The organism is Hymenobacter montanus (assembly GCF_014699115.1).
Taxonomy (GTDB): Bacteria; Bacteroidota; Bacteroidia; order Cytophagales; family Hymenobacteraceae; genus Hymenobacter; species Hymenobacter montanus.
The window spans coordinates 1-17,841 of the sequence record NZ_JACXAD010000029.1; the positions used below are offsets into that span (position 1 = coordinate 1).

13 protein-coding genes are annotated in these 17,841 nt (G+C 60.3%); 5 read left to right on the forward strand and 8 right to left on the reverse strand.

Annotated features, from left to right (window positions below; translation table 11 throughout):
• Positions 1-1,614 (reverse strand): PSP1 domain-containing protein (gene ricT / locus IC235_RS19695; RefSeq protein WP_191006927.1); only part of this gene is annotated, 1,614 nt, incomplete at its 3' end.
• A gap of 368 nt (positions 1,615-1,982) precedes the next feature.
• Here ricT and IC235_RS19700 point away from each other — a divergent pair.
• Together IC235_RS19700 and IC235_RS19705 are read left to right on the forward strand one after the other, a co-directional pair.
• Positions 1,983-2,801, forward strand: coding sequence for a M57 family metalloprotease (locus tag IC235_RS19700; protein WP_191006928.1), 819 nt, complete (start codon positions 1,983-1,985; stop codon positions 2,799-2,801).
• Between the two features lie 305 nt (positions 2,802-3,106).
• Complete coding sequence (locus IC235_RS19705; RefSeq protein ID WP_191006929.1) at positions 3,107-3,925, forward strand: M57 family metalloprotease; 819 nt, start codon at positions 3,107-3,109, stop codon at positions 3,923-3,925.
• A 357-nt stretch (positions 3,926-4,282) separates the two neighbouring features.
• Here IC235_RS19705 and IC235_RS19710 read toward each other — a convergent pair whose 3' ends face one another.
• Entirely contained in the window at positions 4,283-6,958 is a 2,676-nt protein-coding gene (locus IC235_RS19710; RefSeq protein ID WP_191006930.1) for a S8 family serine peptidase, read from the reverse strand.
• A 573-nt stretch (positions 6,959-7,531) separates the two neighbouring features.
• On the opposite strand from IC235_RS19710, the gene IC235_RS19715 reads away from it, so the two are divergent.
• Positions 7,532-8,749 (forward strand): extracellular catalytic domain type 1 short-chain-length polyhydroxyalkanoate depolymerase, encoded by a 1,218-nt coding sequence (locus tag IC235_RS19715; protein ID WP_191006931.1) that lies wholly within the window; start codon positions 7,532-7,534, stop codon positions 8,747-8,749.
• A 204-nt stretch (positions 8,750-8,953) separates the two neighbouring features.
• Here IC235_RS19715 and IC235_RS19720 read toward each other — a convergent pair whose 3' ends face one another.
• The 6 genes from IC235_RS19720 to rsfS form a co-directional block, all read right to left on the reverse strand.
• Positions 8,954-10,114 (reverse strand): zinc-dependent alcohol dehydrogenase, encoded by a 1,161-nt coding sequence (locus IC235_RS19720; protein ID WP_191006932.1) that lies wholly within the window; start codon positions 10,112-10,114, stop codon positions 8,954-8,956.
• Between the two features lie 105 nt (positions 10,115-10,219).
• The gene (locus IC235_RS19725) at positions 10,220-11,077 is read right to left on the reverse strand and encodes a hypothetical protein (RefSeq protein WP_191006933.1); all 858 of its coding nucleotides are present in this window, start codon (positions 11,075-11,077) and stop codon (positions 10,220-10,222) included.
• Between the two features lie 76 nt (positions 11,078-11,153).
• Entirely contained in the window at positions 11,154-11,936 is a 783-nt protein-coding gene (locus IC235_RS19730) for a UDP-2,3-diacylglucosamine diphosphatase (protein ID WP_191006934.1), read from the reverse strand.
• Between the two features lie 232 nt (positions 11,937-12,168).
• Entirely contained in the window at positions 12,169-12,813 is a 645-nt protein-coding gene (locus tag IC235_RS19735; RefSeq protein WP_191006935.1) for a LutC/YkgG family protein, read from the reverse strand.
• 423 nt (positions 12,814-13,236) lie between these two features.
• Positions 13,237-15,369 carry an ATP-dependent zinc metalloprotease FtsH gene (ftsH, locus tag IC235_RS19740; protein ID WP_191006936.1) on the reverse strand — a complete coding sequence of 711 codons (2,133 nt, stop codon included), beginning with the start codon at positions 15,367-15,369 and terminating at the stop codon, positions 13,237-13,239.
• A gap of 107 nt (positions 15,370-15,476) precedes the next feature.
• Entirely contained in the window at positions 15,477-15,857 is a 381-nt protein-coding gene (gene rsfS, locus IC235_RS19745; protein ID WP_191006937.1) for a ribosome silencing factor, read from the reverse strand.
• A 22-nt stretch (positions 15,858-15,879) separates the two neighbouring features.
• On the opposite strand from rsfS, the gene IC235_RS19750 reads away from it, so the two are divergent.
• Together IC235_RS19750 and IC235_RS19755 are read left to right on the forward strand one after the other, a co-directional pair.
• Entirely contained in the window at positions 15,880-16,683 is an 804-nt protein-coding gene (locus IC235_RS19750; RefSeq protein ID WP_223847432.1) for a biotin--[acetyl-CoA-carboxylase] ligase, read from the forward strand.
• 621 nt (positions 16,684-17,304) lie between these two features.
• On the forward strand, positions 17,305-17,592 hold the full coding sequence (locus IC235_RS19755) for a T9SS type A sorting domain-containing protein (protein ID WP_191006938.1): 288 nt from the start codon (positions 17,305-17,307) through the stop codon (positions 17,590-17,592).
• Positions 17,593-17,841 lie beyond the last annotated feature (249 nt).

A 17,841-nucleotide genomic window follows, 5' to 3' on the forward strand; every position in this document is an offset into this window, starting at 1 on the left:
GCCTTCGGCAGCGGGGCGAGGCGGGGCGCTGGCAGTAGCATCGGGCCGGCGCGGGCTGTCGGACCGGCGGCTCCGGCTGCCCTCGGGCCGGGGCTCGGCGGCTTCGCCCGGGCCCGGGCTGGCCCCGTCCTTCGGTTCCGGGCGGGATGCCTCGCGGCCGCGGCCGCCCCGGCGGTTGAGGGGGCGAGCCGCCGCGCCCCGGCGACCCCGCTGTTCGGGTACGTCGCCCAGGGCCGGCACCTGGTTGTCGGGGTCGCCGGGGCCGGGGCTGGTCATCTGCTCCGGCGGGCGGGGTCCCCCCGGCGCGGCCCCGGCAGGACGGCGGCCATCGCGGGGAGCCCGGCCTTCGCGCGGCTCGCGGGGTGGGCGGCCCGCGCGGGGCTCGGCCCCGGGCTCAGCCGCCGCCTGGGGTTCGCCGGCGGTCCGGGACTCGCGCGGAGCCCGGGCTTCGGCCGCTTTGGCCGAAGCGCCGTCCTTCGAATCGCCCCGGGATTTTTTGCGCTTGGCACGCTTGCTGACCGACTTGATTTTGTCATCGAGGCGGTCGAGCGAGCCTTCCACGATGGCCGATACTTCGGGCACGGGCTCTTCCTCGCGGGGGGGAAGCAGGCTTTCGATTTTTTCGCCGCGCTTGTTCTGGTCGAGCAGCTCGCGCACCCGGGTCGTCTCCAGCATCACCCAGTTGTTATCTCCTTTGAAGGCGAACCACATGCGGCGGCGGAAGATGTCGGTTTTCTGCAAGAAAGCGTCGCCCCTGGTCGTTTGCAACGGGCGCTGCACCTGCGGGATATCCTTTAGCGCATCGAGGTAAGCGTCGAGCTCGTAGTTGAGGCAGCACTTGAGTCGGCCGCACTGGCCCGCCAGCTTCTGCGGATTAAGGCTCAGGTTTTGGTAGCGGGCGGCCGTGGTGCTTACCGTCTTGAAATCCTGCAGCCAAGTGGAGCAGCACAGCTCGCGCCCGCACACGCCGATGCCGCCAATGCGGCCGGCTTCCTGGCGCAGCGAAATCTGGCGCATCTCGACCCGAACCCGGAACTCGTCGGCCAGGCGCCGAATGAGCTCCCGGAAATCAACCCGGTCTTCGGCCGAGTAATAGAAGAGGGCGCGGGTCCGGTCGGCCTGATACTCCACGTCGCTGAGCTTCATGCGCAGGCGCAGCTCGCCCACCATGGCGCGGGCCCGAAACATGGTGCCGTTTTCGAGGTCGCGCACGGCTTCCCAGCGCTCCACGTCCTCCGGGGTGGCCAGGCGCAGAATATCGCGGATTTCCCGGGAATCGGTTGGCACCTTCTTCTTGCGCATCTGCAGGCGCACCAGCTCGCCCTTCAGGCTCACGTGGCCCAGGTGCCAGCCACTGCCGGCCGCATCCACCACCACGGCATCGCCGGTGACCAGCGGCAGGCGCTGCGGGTTGCGCATAAACTCTTTACGCCCTCCTTTAAAACGCACTTCTACGATATCAAAGCCGGCAAAAGAGTCCGGCACCTCTACGTCTTGCAACCAGTCGAAAACATTGAGGCGGTTGCAGCCCCCGGTGCTACAGCCCCCGTTGGATTTGCAGCCGCCCGGCTTGGTGCCGCAGCCCCCGCCGGAAGAACATGATGAACAAGCCACTAGTAAGAAATTATATAGTTGAGGGAAAAATGATTTTCCGCGAGAATTCAGTTCCTAGCAAAGATACGAAATTCAGCAGGGGCCCTGCCCGGCGGCCCGGCACCGGGTCGCCGGGCAGTAACTACGCTTTGAGCGCCGGAATTCCTTGCTGATTTCCGGCCAGTGGAAACGTCAATACTAAGCTCGTCTGTAATATACAATTAATAATTTTAACCTAGGAGACGAGCTCATACAAACTATGCTATAAATGTTTATATTTAATGAAAATTTTTAAATATTTCGCTAGTCAGCTCTTGACAACTGGAATTCTTATTCCCTTATTGCGTCTATCCTTCACACATTTTTCCACCTACCACCCCCTAAAACCCATGAAAGTCAAAAATGTACTCGCTGCTGCCGCCGTGTGCGCTGCTTCAGTATTCGCCGTTTCTTCCTGCTCGAAAGAACAGGAGGCCGTTGCCCCAGCCGCTAAAGATGGCATCTCTCCTTCCGTGCTCACCCAGATCCGGGCTATGGGCTTCTCTACCCAGGATGTTAAGAAAGTAGAAGATGGCTACCTGGTTGAAGGCGACATCGCTATTACCGATGAGAACTTGGCTACCACGCCTGACTACCAGTTCCTGCGCGTTGGGGCCGAGGAGCAGTACCGCACCACTAACCTGGTGACCGTTTCAGGGTCCTCCCGCACCATTAGCATCCGGGTATCCTCTACCCTCCCGGCCGCTTATGTAACGGCTGCCAACGAGGTTGTCCGGCGCTACAACGCCCAGAATCTGCGCATCCGCTTCACCCGGGTTACCTCGGGTGGCAACATCGTGCTCAGCAAGGCTCCCTCTGACGCCGACTACCTGGCTTCCGCTGGTTTCCCGTCGCGCGGTAATCCTTATAACAGCGTTAAGGTGAACTCGAGCGCCATCGGCACCGCTAACCCCACTACGCACATCGCTACCATTTTGGCCCATGAAATCGGCCACTGCATCGGCTTCCGCCACACCGACTATGCTAACCGGAGCTACAGCTGCGGGGGGGCTGCTGTCAACGAGGGTGCCGGTTCCATCGGGGCCATCCGCATTCCGGGCACCCCGGCGGGCCCCGACCCGAACTCGTGGATGCTGGCCTGCATTGGCTCGGGCCAGAACCGGCCCTTTAATGCCAACGACGTGAGAGCCCTGCAATACGTGTACTAGCGGGTAGCCCCTGCGCCATTAGAAAGGCCCCGGTTCTTACGAGCCGGGGCCCTTTTGTTTATGTGCCAGCCTTAGCCCCGGGCTTCGGATGAGGTGATACTCAGAGTTCATTAGAGCTGAGCACAAGTACTGGTTCATTAAAGCTTTTTGTCTTAACCAATAATTTTGTCAACATATACGCGCATACTTTAAATTATTTTTAATGTTTCATTAAATTATCGTTGACTTTTACAATTCTTGTTCTCTAATTGCGGCCATCCTTCAAACATTTTCCCATCTATCCCTCAACACATTCGAGAAAGCTTATGAAAGTTAAAAATGTACTTGCTGCCGCCGCCGTGTGCGCTGCTTCAGTATTTGCCGCTTCTTCCTGCTCAAAAGAACAAGAAGCCGTTGCCCCGGCCGCTGAGGCCAGCGTTTCGGCCGCTGTGCTCACCCAGATTCGGGCCATGGGCCTCTCCACCCAGGATGTCAAGAAAGTGGAAGATGGCTACCTGGTCGAAGGCGACATCGTCGTTACCGACGAGAACCTGACCGCCACGCCCCACTACCAGCTCCTGCGCGTCGGGACCGCGGAACAGTACCATACTACCGACCTGGTAACCATATCGGGCACCTCCCGCACCATTAGCATCCGCGTGTCTTCTACCCTTCCGGCCGCTTATGTAACCGCTACCGATGAGCTCATCCGCCGCTACAATGCCCAGAACCTACGCGTCCGCTTCACCCGCGTCACCTCGGGCGGCGACATTGTGCTGACTAAGGCCCCCAGTGGAGCCCGCTACCTGGCTTCGGGCGGCTTCCCAACTGGTGGCAATCCTTACAACAGCGTCAAGGTGAATTCGGGTGCCATCGGCACGGCCAATGCCAGTACCTACATCGCCGCTATTCTGGCCCATGAAGTCGGCCATTGCATCGGCTTCCGCCACACCGACTACGCCGACCGAAGCTACAGCTGCGGCGGGACGCTCACCAACGAAGGAGCCAGCACCGTTGGGGCCATCCTCATCCCGGGCACCCCGGCCGGGCCCGACCCGAACTCGTGGATGCTGGCCTGCATCGGCTCGGGTCAAAACCGGCCCTTCAATGCTAACGATGTAACGGCCTTACAATACCTGTACTAAGCCGACGCCAAACCGCAACCGCAACAAGGCCCCAGCTCGTCGGAGCTGGGGCCTTGTTGTTTGTCTGACCCTACCGGAACCAGAGCGGTGCGGGGGAGCGTCGGCGACGCGCTGCCCCTTGGCCGGGCGTCTGTGCCGCCCCGCCTGATCTCAGGCACTGCCCGCATTGCCGACGCGCGCCAACCCGGCTTTTCCAATACGCAAAAAGTTACCCTGCCGAGTTCGCCGGAGCACCACTGCCTCGTAAGTAGCGATGCCGACTTCAGGAAGTTGGAACTTTACTTCAACGAACTCCTAATATCCACACTGGATGCTTCAACATAGGGCCTCATTGAGTAGCATCGCACTCCTACTCGACTACAGCACGACAATGCGCCGGGTTGTCAGGCGGCCGTTTTGAGTTTGGATCCGCAGCAGATACACGCCGGGCAGCAGGCCCGTGGTATCAATGTTATTAATGGCCCCATCGGCACTACCGGCCCGTTGCAACCGACCTAGCGCATCGTAGAGGGAGGTGCGCACCTCCCCCTGCTCGCCCGCAATCAGGCGGAGGCTGGTTCCGGCCACCACCGGGTTGGGGAACACGAGTAAGTCGTCGGCAGGCACGTAGTACACTTCTTCAACCTGGCTGAAGTAGGTTTGGCCCGCAGTGGTTTCGAGCCGCACCCGGTACTCGTACCGGCCGGAACCGGGAAGCTGGTCGGGAAGGACCAGCTCTAATTGGCGAACGGGAGCAATCGTGCGCACGGGCTCATACCCCCCGGATCCTAACCGCTCCAGGGTAACGGACCGAAGGCGGTAGGTGCTGCCAATTTCCAGGTCGAAGGTCACGGCGTCGGTTACCAGTTGCCGCGGCCGAAACGAGCGGAAGTAGCAGGCCGTACCCTGAGTAGTGTAGTCGATGGTTCCACCGGGTTCGGCCTCCTTGCCCTGAATCACCGGTGCCACGGCGTAGTAGCGGTTGGCCATCTGAGGGCGCGTAAGCACCAGAGCAGAGTCGGTGGTGCGCACGAGGGGTTCGAGCGCGGTGGCGCCGAGCTGGTACACCTGGTAGTCGGTGGCGCCGGGTACGCGCGGCCACTGCAGCAAGGTTTCGTCGGCGCAGGTGTAGCCCACCCGCACGGCCGACATCTGGGCTATAAGGAATGCATCGGTTGGAAAAAGCTGGCCGGCAGCTACGAAACGCAGTTGAGCTAGCGTCGTGGTGTCGGGCACTGACCAGGAGAAACGGTTTTGCGTCAGGTCCACGGCGGGGCTTATCACCCGCCACTCCGCGCGGCCGACGGGGCGGTATTCGAGCCGGGCGGTGGCGGCGGGGCCGTTCCACTGCCAGCGCACCAGGTTAGCGGCCCCGGGCTTTAGATTATCGGAGCCTGATGGAAACAACCACTCCAGGCCCTGGGGGCTAAACTCATAGGCTACGCTAAAGGGTTGCGGGCCCTGCGGCACGCTGTAGCCGCGCACGTGCAGCTCGTAGGGGCCGGGGGCCGGCACGGCCAGCGTGATTTGCTCCACGTTGTTGAGGTGGTCGGGACGGCGGCGGGCGGGCAGGGCCAGGGAGTCGGCTCGCGGGTAGGTACTCAGCACCCAGGGTTGCCAGCGCTGGCCGGTACTAACGGACACCAGCTCCAGGTCGAGGTCGTTAACCAGGGCCCGCGGCGCATTGGCCGGTGCTTCGGCGTCGCTCCATACCAGGGTGGCCTTTAGCTGCTGCTGCCCCGTCGGAACCGACACCTGAAACACCTGTTCGGCTCCCTGAGCCACCGCCCCGGCGAAGAATCGCCCGCTGCGTAGGGTAGTAATGGCCCCCAGGGCATCGGCCTGGCCGAAGCCGCTCACAAAATCCACTTCCGGCCGGCCCAGGTCGTCGGCACTGTTTAGCAGGGCGGCTTTTACCAGAGCGGCGGGCGGCAGGTGGCCGTTGTGCTGGTCGCGGTACACCTGCTGCAACAGCAGGCTGAGGCCCGACACCAGCGCCGCTGATTCCGACGAGCCGCCTTCCCCGTACGCCACCAGCTCGGGTTTCACGCGGCCGTCGTGGGCCGGCCCGCGCGAGCTGAGCGCCGCCACTTGCCCCGAGGGGTCGGTGGCGCCTACCGTCAAGGTGTTTTTCGACATTTTGAACTGGCCCGTCAGGTTAGCCACCGCCGCCAGCCCCGCGTAAGGGCCCGCCGAGCTGGCCTGCGTGCCCGAGTTGCCCGAGGAGAAGACGTGCACCAGCTCGGGAAACTGCTGCGTTTGGCGGTCGTACTCCTGGGCTTCCACCCCGTAATAATTCTCGATGTCGACCCCGTATGAATGGTTTTGCACCGTCACGCCCGCCTGTGCCAGCTGCTGGTCATCGTCGGGCAACAGGCGGGCAAAATCGGACGTAGCCAGGCGCACTTGCCGGGCCACTCCCCGGCCCAGGGGGTGCGAATTACCGGCCCCGCCGATAAGCGTGGCCATGGCCGTGGCATGGCTGGAAGGCGCATCGGTAACGTCCCCTTGATTCAGCACCCGGCCCTTAAAGTCGGTATCATTCGGGTCGAACGGCCGCTCTTTTACCGAGACAGTCAGCCCCTGGCCCGCGAGCTCCGGGAACCGGGCGTGAACGGCGGTAATGGCATTGACCGACAAGTCGGAGTTATTCAGCTGCCGCTCTTCGCGCGCCCACCGGTCGGATACATCCACAAAGTCGACCAAGGGACAGGCGGCAAGCTGGGCCAGGGATTCCGCGTTCAGCCCGCTTACGGCCAAGGTGCGGGGCGAGGCACTGGGCTGCGACACCCGGGCGGCCGGCAGGTGCTGCCGGGCCCACTGCTGAAAGGCAGCCGGCTTGGGCACGCTCACCCGCACCGTGTAGGACGACTTTCGGGCGGCCGTAGCCTGTAGCGCAGGCGCCAGCTTAGCCGAAGGGGCAGGACGCAAGGAGCCTTGTGCCTGAAGGCCACCAGCAGGGGCCAGCACTAAAAAGGGGATGTATTTCCAGAACGGCATCCCCAGGACGGGCAGCTTGGCAAAGCCCGCCGTCTGGCGTCGTTTGAGCCTCATATATGCAAACTTATGGTAGAATTCAGCTTGACTTGTCTCTCCCCAAAGATAACGCTGCTTCCCCGAAGGGGTTGTTAAACAGCTACGCGAAACGGCCGGCCCAGCCGGTACGCAGAAACATTTCGGGCCGGCCGCCGCAGTACTTGGGCCAGCTAGTTTTTCAGGGATAGGTACTTGCCATACTTCAGCACGTCCGCGATGATGGTTAGCGGCCCGCCCGCCGGGGGCAGGTGCAGAACACGCTCGCGGTTCAGGCCGTATATCAAGCGCTACCCTAAAATCCTGGGCTTGCCCAGCACGCTGCTCTGCTCTTCACCCCGCCCCGTCCTACTTCCACTAGCTCGAATCCGTCGGCACCACGCAAGGTGCCAACGGCAGCCCTTTGCCGCCCACTCCTGTGCGCTCCCCGGTGCAGGGCGACGAGGCGGTGTTTACGGCACTGCCCTACCAGCCCCGGACGGTATTGCGCTAACCCGGCCCACGGGAGTCAGGCGGCCGACTTTCGCCAGCTTCGTTTCACTTTCACATAATCTCTATTTCCTTAATCTCCACTTCTTTCTACCTACTAACCGCATGAAGCTTATTCCAAATCTTTACCCCTTTTTCCTGTTGGCTCTGATTCAGTTATTCCCCCTGGTTGCCCGAGCGCAGACCACTGTGACGGGCACCATCCAAAGCGGGGGACTGAACCGCGAGTACCGCCTCTACGTGCCGGCCGCCTACCGCCCGGGTACGCCCGTGCCGCTGCTCTTTAACCTACATGGCTACGGCTCTAACAACCTGGAGCAGGAAGCCTACGGCAACTTTCGGCCCATTGCCGACACGGCTAACTTCCTGATTGTCCACCCCAACGGCGCGGTGAACCCACTCGGTTCGCGCGACTGGAACACGTTCCTGGCCCCCGGTTCGGGCGGGGTGGATGACGTGGCGTTTCTATCGGCGCTGCTGACTGATCTTCAGTCCCGCTACAGCATCGATGTCAACCGCGTTTACAGCACCGGCATGAGCAACGGCGGCTTCATGAGCTACGAGCTGGCCTGCCAGCTCAGCGGGCGCATCGCGGCGGTAGCCTCCGTTACGGGCAGCATCACCACGGCGCGGCTGGCGGCCTGCCGGCCCCAGCACCCCATGCCCATACTCGAGGTTCATGGTACCGCCGATACCACCGTGCCCTACAACGGCACTTCGGCCCTGGGTATCACGTTCACACCCATCCCGGACGTGCTCAGCTACTGGGTGCAGCTCAACGGCTGCAACCCGGCCCCGGCCGTGACCATGCTGCCCAATTCCAGCACCACCGATTTCAGCACCGTCGAGCGTAGCGTGTGGAGTGGGGGCCGGCAGGGCAGCGAAGTGCAGCACCTGCGCATTATTGGCGGCGGCCACACCTGGCCCGGTGCCAGCTTGGCCCCCGGTTTTCCGCAGCAGAGCGCTACCAACCCCACCAATCAGGACATCAGTGCCAGCGTGGAAGTATGGCGCTTCCTGCGCCGCTTCCGCCTGAACCGACTACAAGTCTTACCTACTACGCCGGCGGCGGATGCGGGCCCGGACTTCACCATTTCGCCCAACCCCGTGGGGGACGACGCCCAGGTGCTGGTGCAGGCCAGCCGGCCCCTGCGCCCGGCCCAGGTGGGCCTGCTCGACGCCCTGGGCCGCACCCTGCCCGCTCCCGCTGCCGCGGGCCCCAACGGTACCGTGCAGCTCGACTTAAGCGCCGTACCCAGCGGCTTGTACCTGGTGCAGGTGGAGCTGGCCGGCCGTTACCACCGCTACAAGGTTGTGCGCTGACCCACGCAGGCAGCACGGTACCAGGCTTCTACTCCCGGTGCCCGTGCTTTTTCGCCGCATGAGCCACCAAGTGTCCAGGGCGGATAAAGTTCAATAACACTCTATAAATGGGTGGCACGGGCTTAGCTCACCAGAAGCCCCATAACTAAAGGAGCCTGCTTTGAGCAGGCTCCTTCGTATGGTATCCGCGAAAAGGGCCGCGCCCTACGGCTTGAGCACTACTTTCGTGCAGTTGTCTTTTTTATTACGGAAGATGTCGTAGCCGTGCACGGCTTCGCTCAGCGGCAGGCGGTGCGAAATAATGTCGTCGAGGCGCACGTCGCCATTGGCGACGTGCTGCAGGAGCTTGTCGATGTGCTTGTGGGCCGGGGCCTGGCCGCCCTGCATGATGATGCCCTTGTCGAAGAACTGGTGGATGGGGAAGTTGTCGAACGGCGAGGAGTACACGCCCAGCACCGACACGAAGCCGCCGCGGCGCACGGCGCTCATGCAAGCCAGCAGCACCTTATCGGAGCCCTTCTCCACGTTTATCACCGACTTGGCGCGGTCGAGCAGGCTGCGGTCCGGCTCAAAGCCTACCGCTTCCACGCAGACGTCGGCCCCGTAGCCCTTGCTCAGGCCGCGGATTTCTTCTACTACCTGCTTGTTGCTTTCCCACAGAATGGTTTCGGCATTAGCCGTTTGCCGGGCTTTGTCGAGGCGGTACTGTTGGGTGTCGACAATGATGACGCGGCTGGCCCCGCGCAGCCAGGCCGACTTCGCCGCCATAATGCCCACGGGCCCGGCCCCGAAGATGGCGATGACTTCGCCGCCCTTCACCCCGGCCCAATCGATGCCGCTGTAGCCGGTGGGGAAGATGTCGGTCAGGAAAAGAACTTGCTCGTCGGTGAGGTTGTCGGGCACTTTGCGGGGGCCGTAGTCGGCGTAGGGTACGCGGGCGTACTCGGCTTGGCCGCCGTCGTAGCCGCCGTACAAGTCGGTGTAGCCGAACAAGGCCCCGCCTTTTTCGGTCATCAGGCCGCCTTCGGGGCCGTAATGCTCGGGGTTGGAGTTTTCGCAGTGGCCCGGCAGGTCGTGGTTACAGAACAGGCAGTGCCCGCAGGCAATCGGGAAGGGCACCACCACGCGGTCGCCGCGCTTGAGGTTGCTGACGCCTTTGCCCACTTCCTCCACGATGCCCATGAACTCGTGGCCCAGGGTCATGGGGCGGGGTTGCGGAATGCTGCCGTTGTAGATGTGCAAGTCGGACCCGCAGATGGCCGTACTGGTAACGCGAATAATCGCGTCGCGGGAATCCTGGATCTCGGGGTCGTCCACGTTATCTACGCGGACGTCTTTCATGCCGTGAATTCGAAGGGCTTTCATAGAAAAGGGGTTGGTATGGAAAGGAATAACTCCTCAGCTTAACGGCCCCCTTTTCCTCGGGTTACTATAACTCACGAGTATTAATCAATGAGCTGATTATTAAGCTTATTGTTTGAGCTGGTAGACGGCAATCCCCAACGGCGTGAAAATGTAGGCATAGGACTCCCCCACCAGCACCTGGCGCACGGTTGCGGGGTCGACCTCCACCGGCAGGGCCACCCGGCGTTCCGAAAGGTTATAGAGGTGGAAAAAATGTACAGCACCCGCGTCGAAGTAGTACAGCTCATCGCCCCGAAAACCGACCATGCTCAATCCCGTGAAGGGCATTTTCTTCTTGTAATTACCCAGGTTGTCAAACACGTACACGCCCGTGGTACGGTCGACCAGGTAGATGTTGTTCTGGTAATGGCGCAGAAAACGGAAATCCGGCCGGGAGCGACCAATGATTAAATCCAGCGGGGTATTCTGAGCCATGCGCTGGGTGTTGGGGTCGAATTCGCGCAATACCAGGCTGCTCTCGTCGAGCAGCCAGATGTGGTTGTCGGGGGCCAGCGTGGCCGTTCGCACGGTCCCATCCCCGTAGTCAGCCAACCGCACCTCGCCGATGGGCGCCAGAAACCGGTCGAGCAGCACCAGCTGTTGGCGGTCGTCGTTGAAAACCAGCGTCCTGGTGATATTCCAGGCTTCTACCTGAGCAATATGACCGGGCTGAGTCGGCGCGTAGGTGTTTAAAGCCAGCCCCTCGGCCCCGTATTGGCGAAGGTTGTTATCGGCATCGGCCACGTAGAGCGCCCCGCGCCGGTCGAGGGAAGCCGCCCCGGGATTAGGCAGCTTGATGAGGCGTACGAACGTCCAGGGCGCCGCCGACGGAGCACTAGCAGCCGGTGTGGGCACGGGGGCGACCGGCACCGTAACCTGCGCCTGGGCCTGACTTAGAACGAAGAACCAAGAGCCAAGAACCAAGAGCGATACCAACCACCGTAAGAACGATCCGAGAGCTCTAAGTTCTGAGCTCTCACTTCTTGGCTCTAAATAAGAATTACTGCTCGAAATGTCGCAGCGCCAGTTCATTGCCATCATACACGCCATAAGAGCAATAATTGACCCATTCGCCAAGGTTTACATAGCGGCTGCCCGGAGCCACTTCCACATCAAGCGGCAGGTGCCGGTGACCGAAAACGTAGTAGTCGTGATGCACGCGCGTCTCTAACTCACGGCAGTACTGAAGCAGCCATTCCTCGTCGCCGAAAAAGGTGGCGTCGTCCTTGCCATTCTGCAGCCGGCTGTGTCGGCTCCACTTGTTAGCCAGGCCGATGCCAAAGTTGGGATGCAGCCGGGCAAACAACCACTGCGCGAGCGAGGAGTTAAAGACCTGCTTCAGCACCTTGTAGCTGTAGTCTTTAGGCCCTAGCCCATCGCCGTGCCCAATGTGAAAATTCTGGTTGCCAATGCGCTGCGACACCTCTTGCCGCCGCACCGGAATGCCCATCTCCTGGGTGAAATAGCCGAACATCCACATGTCGTGGTTACCCGTGAAGATGGTGACCGGCAAACCGGCGTCGGTTAGCTCGGCCAGCTTGCCTTGCAGGCGAATAAACCCGCGCGGAATGGCGTGCTTGTACTCAAACCAGAAATCAAACAGGTCGCCCAGCAAATAAATGGCGGCCGCATCCTGAGCAGCTTCCTCGAGCCAGCGCACAATACGCCGTTCCCGAACCAACGACGAAGCCGCGTCGGGCGCTCCCAGGTGAAAGTCAGAAGCAAAATACACCCGGCGGCCGGGTGGCAACTCTAAGTCCGGTAGGGTAAGCAGGGGCCTCATAGAAAGAATTATTCTTACGGGGAGTAACGGCCGGCCGCACACTAAGCGGTGCCAGTATCCTCTGGTTCTTAAAAGCCCTTAACAGGTAATAAAGCGAAAGTTGTGGCAATTACGGGCCGCCGCGCTTTTCACGCCTCAGGCCCGGGCTGCCGCACCGGCGGAATCAGCCTCTGCTGAGCTTCGGTTGCGACCCCGCCGCTGGCCGGGCCGAGTGCTCAGCAGGCCGAATAAATTACGACGCTTCTTCCAGCAAAAACAGCGCGAGCCGCCGTGGCCCGTGCGCCCCGAGCACGAGGGTTTTCTCGATGTCGGCGGTGCGGCTGGGGCCCGTGGTGAGCGAGAGCATGGACGGCAGGTGCGCCCCGTATTTTTGCTGCACTACCCGCAAAGCATCCCCTATTTCGGCTACCACTTGGCTGGGCCGGGCTAATACGAGGTGTTGGTCGGGATAAATGCTTAGCCGTCGCCCACTGGCTGAAGCTGCTGTTACCAGCACGCTACCTGTGCGGGCCACCAAGGCCTCGCACGAGGTCAGGCTTACAGCAGCCTGCTCAATGAAATCGGTCTCATTGGCCTGAAAGGCCACGCCCGCACTTCGTAACAACTGTTGCAGAGCCGGCTCCCAGACATAGGGCGCGCCAACTTGCTGGCGCTGCTGAAAGCCGGCAATTTGTTCCGCCAGTTGCGGCAATGATTCGCAATAGTAAAACTCGCCACCTATGCGCTGAAAGCTCTCGGCGAAGGCCACCACCAAGTCACTACTGCTTAATGGTGGGTGTACGGCCAGCTCAAAATCGGGCCGGGGCGGCTGCGGGGCGGGCTGAGCCAAGCCGCGGCGAATACGGGCGAGAATGGCGTCGCGAGAATTTTCGGCCATGAGTAAAGTCAGTGCAGCTAACGGGTTTCAAAGGTAACGGGTGGGCGAATAGTACCCTGGTGCCCTATCAAACCGGCCCATTCTCTGAGTGGTGGGCACTCATGGCCGAATATACCGCAGCACATCAGGCAGCAGGGACGTGCTGTTCACTGCGCCTGATGTCCTGCACCTGCTTGAAATAGTCTTTCCTACCTCATCCGGCGTCCGCCGAGTTCAAGGTTTATGTAGGCAAACCTCTCTGTTGGGGAGTAATTCAATCGCAGGAAAAGAAGTACCATCTTATACAAAATGCCTCAGTTGTGCTCAACATAACCGCCTTATTGAGCTTGTGGATGCTAGAACGCCGGGATGATGAATAGACCAATTAGAAACAAAAAAGCCGGCTTTTTAAGGCCGGCTTTTCGTTTAACTTATTGGCATCCATTAAACCGGCGCGGCGGCACTACCAGCTCCCACGTCGTTGCCGGGGCGCGACATACGCTCGTCATCCAGGCCGGGCAGGTGCAGGTCGGGCAGGTCGTTACCGAGCTTGCCGGCCGCGGCTTGCTCGCCCTTCACCTCACTAGCGGTTTCGCTACGGTCGGTGCCGGCCATGTGAGCCTGGTAGTTGGTTTGCGTATCGAAGGGCCGCGGGCCGACGAGGCGGGTCAGGTCCTCCTGTTGCAGCACTTCTTTTTCCAGTAGCTCTTTGGCGACTACCTCCAGCTCGTGGCGCCGCTCGGTGAGCAGCTCCTTAGTGCGGGTATAGGCGTTTTCGATGATGGTGCGCACTTCCTCGTCGATCATCTGCGAAGTAGCCTCTGAGTACGGCTTGGAGAAACCGTATTCGTTCTGGCCTTTCGAGTCATAGAACGACACGTTGCCGAGCTTGGCGTTCATGCCGTACATGGTCACGATGGAATAGGCCATCTTGGTGATGCGCTCCAAGTCGCTCAGGGCGCCGGTGGAGATTTTGCCAAACACCAGCTCTTCAGCCGCCCGGCCGCCCAGGGCCATGCACATTTCGTCGGTCAGCTGCTCGGTATTGTACAGGAACTGCTCTTTGGGCAGGTACTGCGCGTAGCCGAGGGCGGCCACACCCCGGGGCACGATGCTAACCTTCACCAGGGGGTCGACGTGCTCCAGGAACCAGCCCGCGATGGCGTGGCCGGCTTCGTGATAGGCCACGATGCGTTTTTCGCCGGGCGAAATGATTTTGTTCTTTTTCTCCAAGCCACCAATCACGCGGTCAATGGCGTCGGTGAAGTCCTGGTCGGTCACCATCTTCTTGTCGCGGCGAGCGGCAATCAGCGCGGCTTCGTTGCAGACGTTGGCAATTTCGGCCCCCGCAAAGCCGGGGGTTTGCGCCGACAGCCGGCGGGCATCCACGTCGGGCCCCAACGTGAGGGGCTTGAGATGCACCTGAAAAATCTCGGTGCGACCATTGATGTCCGGCTTGTCGATGCTGATTTGCCGGTCGAAGCGGCCCGGCCGCAACAGGGCCGAGTCGAGGGTATCGGGGCGGTTGGTGGCGGCGAGAATAATAACGCCCGAATCGGTGCCGAAGCCGTCCATCTCCACCAGCAGGGAGTTCAGGGTGTTCTCCCGCTCGTCGTTGCCGCCGGGCACGGAACCCCGCGAGCGGCTGCGGCCGACGGCGTCAATCTCATCAATGAAGATGATGCAAGGGGCTTTAGCCTTGGCCTGCTTGAACAAGTCGCGGACCCGGGCCGCGCCCACGCCCACGAACATCTCCACGAAGTCGGAGCCCGACAGCGAGAAGAATGGCACGTCGGCCTCGCCAGCTACAGCTTTGGCCAGCAGCGTTTTGCCAGTACCGGGAGGCCCCACGAGCAGCGCCCCCTTGGGAATCTTGCCGCCGAGGATAGTGAACTTGCTCGGGTTTTTCAGGAACTCAACAATTTCCTGTACTTCCTCTTTGGCCTCTTCCAGGCCGGCTACGTCTTTAAAAGTAATTTTCACCTTGTCGCCGCCTTCAAACAAGGCGGCCCGGCTCTTGCCAATGCTGAAAATCTGGCCGCCGGGTCCGCCGGCGCTGCCCATGCGGCGCATCAGGAACCAGAAGCCGACAATCATCAGCAGGATGAAGCCGTAGCTGCCGAGGTAATCCATCGGGCTCTGGCGCTCCTCGATATTGAGCGGCACCTGCTGGGCGACGGGCGTAGTCTTCTTCAACCGGTCCAGGTCTTCCTGAAACAGCTTGGCGTCGACCACGGGGAAGTAGAACTCGGCTCCGCCGCTGCTCGTAGCGCCAAACGGCGTCCGGTGAGTCAGTTCCTGCCGGTACTCGGGCTTGGCCAGGGCTTCGGGCTTGAGTTTCACCTCCACCACCTTCTGGTTGCTGATGATGGTGATTTCCTTCACCTCGTTCGCCGTCAGCATCTGCTCGAAGCGCTGCTGGTTAATCCGGACGGGTTTCAGGTTACTCACCCACATTACCCCGAACAAGAACACCAGCAAGCCAGCCAGGACCCACAGCTGCACGCCCGGCCGCGGGGTAGGGGTCGGCATCAGGGGCTTCTTCTTTTTATGGTTATTGGAATTTTTATCCGACATGAAAATAGCTAGTTAAATGCAGGTAGAACCTACGGACGCAACACCGCGCCGAAAGCAAATGTTCGGCACGGGTAAGACGCGTTACCGGCGTACTTACTTTACCAGACCTACGCTTCTTCCGCTTCGATGTAGCTGATGTCGGCGTCGCCCCACAGCTCCTCAAGCGCATAGAACGCCCGGCGATCGCGCAGGAACACGTGCACGACCACATCAACGTAGTCGAGCAGCACCCACTCGCGGTTGGTGCGGCCTTCGGTCTGCCAAGGGCTTTCGCCGGTTACTTTTTCGATTTCTTCCTCCACCGAGCGGGCCACGGCTTCGAGTTGGGTATCGGAGTTAGCCGAGCAGATGATGAAAAAATCTGCCACGGCGTTTTTGAGTTCCTTCAAATTCAGCACCACGATATCGGACGCTTTCTTGTCCTGCATCCCGCGTACCACCAAATCTGCCAATGTGTCTGAATCCTGCCGGACCAACGTGCTTTTCATATTGTGTTATTAGGTTTGAGCTTTGCAGCCAAAAGTCTACGAAGTTAACGAAACGCGAAAGAAGGCCGTGGTTGTTACCCCTCAAACCTTGTTCACGGGCCAGCAGCTCCTTTGGTTGCCGACCTGTGCCTCCACCAACTCGGAAGCCCACGCCCTGATTGTCCAAAACCGGGCCAGCGAAGGCTGCACCATTATTACGGACTTTCAGACCGCCGGCCGGGGCCAGCGCGGCAACCGGTGGGAAGCAGCCCCCGCCGAAAACCTGATGCTTTCAGTGGTGTGGTATCCCACGTTCCTGGCCGCCGCCCAGCAGTTTCAACTGAGCCAGGCCGTGGCCCTGGGGGTGTACGACTGGGCCAGCACCCTGCTCGGCCCGGACCCCCAGCTGAAGCTGAAATGGCCCAACGACCTGTACTACGGAGACCAGAAATTTGGGGGCATTCTGATTGAAAACACCCTGAGCGGTCCAAAGATTCAATATAGCGTCATAGGTATCGGCTTAAATATCAACCAACAACGATTTACCACGGCGACGGCGACGTCCATCAGTCAGCTCACGGGGCGCGCCTACGCCCGGGAAGCCCTGGCGGCGCGCCTGCTCGAGTGCCTGGAGCGGCGCTACCTGCAACTGCGAGCCGGGCAGGGCAGTTGGCTGCGACAGGCGTATCTGCAGGCCCTGTACCGCTACCAGGAAACGCATTGGTTTGAAGTGGCCGGGCAGCGGGTAAGCGGCCAGATTGTCGGGGTGGAAGACGACGGCCGACTAGCCGTGGCCGTGGGCAACGAGCTACGGCGGTTTGGCCTCCAGGAAATCCGGTATCTGTAACAACCACTAGGGCTTTTCAGGCAGCTGTAACGGCGCATATGGGTTGTTAAATAAAATAAATTAAGCCTCCAGGCAACCATATGGGCGCTACAACCGAGTTATATTTTACCAGGCCCGTATAACTTTTGACCATTTCGATGGTCTATCAAACTGGCTGCAAAGGCTTGAGCAAGTAAATTAAACTAAAGATAACTTGGCATGGTGCTTGTTTTTTAGTTAGCTTTGACCATCTCTTTCTTTTCTTCTCTTTATTTTAAGTATACACTTATGATTTTCTTTACGCGACTTGTCCCATTACTCACACTATTTTTGGGATTAAATACTGCTGTTTTCGCAGCTGATGTAGTTGTATTAGTGGGTGCTAATGGAACAAACAGCTTTTCGCCTGCCGATGTGACGATTGCCCCCGGAGATGCAGTGGTATTCACCTGGGTTTCGGGCACTCATCCCACCAAGTCCGAGAGTTCGTCCCCTGTGTGGGCCACCTTTACTCTTAGCGCGAGTGAGCCCACTAAACGTATTCCCGATTTAACTCCGGGAATATATCCATATCGTTGTCTCCCGCATTCCTTTCTGTCGAACGGCCAGTACGTAGGTATGGTGGGGGTCATTAGGGTGGCAGTGGCTAGCGCGACAGTAGATGGCCGCCCGACGGCCACGCTCAACCTCTATCCCAACCCCAGCCGGGGCCAGGTAACGGTGCTGCTGAACCAAAAGGCCGGCGCCGACTACAAGCTCCGCCTGAGCAACATCATTGGCCAGGAAATTCGCAGCATAGCGCTAAAGCCTGAGCTGACCAGCAGCGGCCTACCCCTGGACTTGAGTGATCTACGCGCGGGCGTGTACTTCTACAGCCTGTTAGTTGACGGTAAGGTGACGACTACCAGACGTCTTATCTTGCAGAACTGACCGAAAATTTTTCTGGTTTGACTACCGAAAAGCAGCCCTTGGCTGCTTTTCGTGTTTATAAACGCAGCACCGGCCCGCTGGCCAAATAAGCAGCCCAAGCGGCCGGTGAGTACTCGGGCAAGCATTTGCCGACCAGCATGCCAGCCTCTGCCGGCCGAGCTTCGTGCGACTGCAACGCTGCAATGCCTACTTTTGCCCTCTAACTGCTCTTAGCTTTCGTTTTTCGATCCTCTGCCTGCTGCGTTGCCC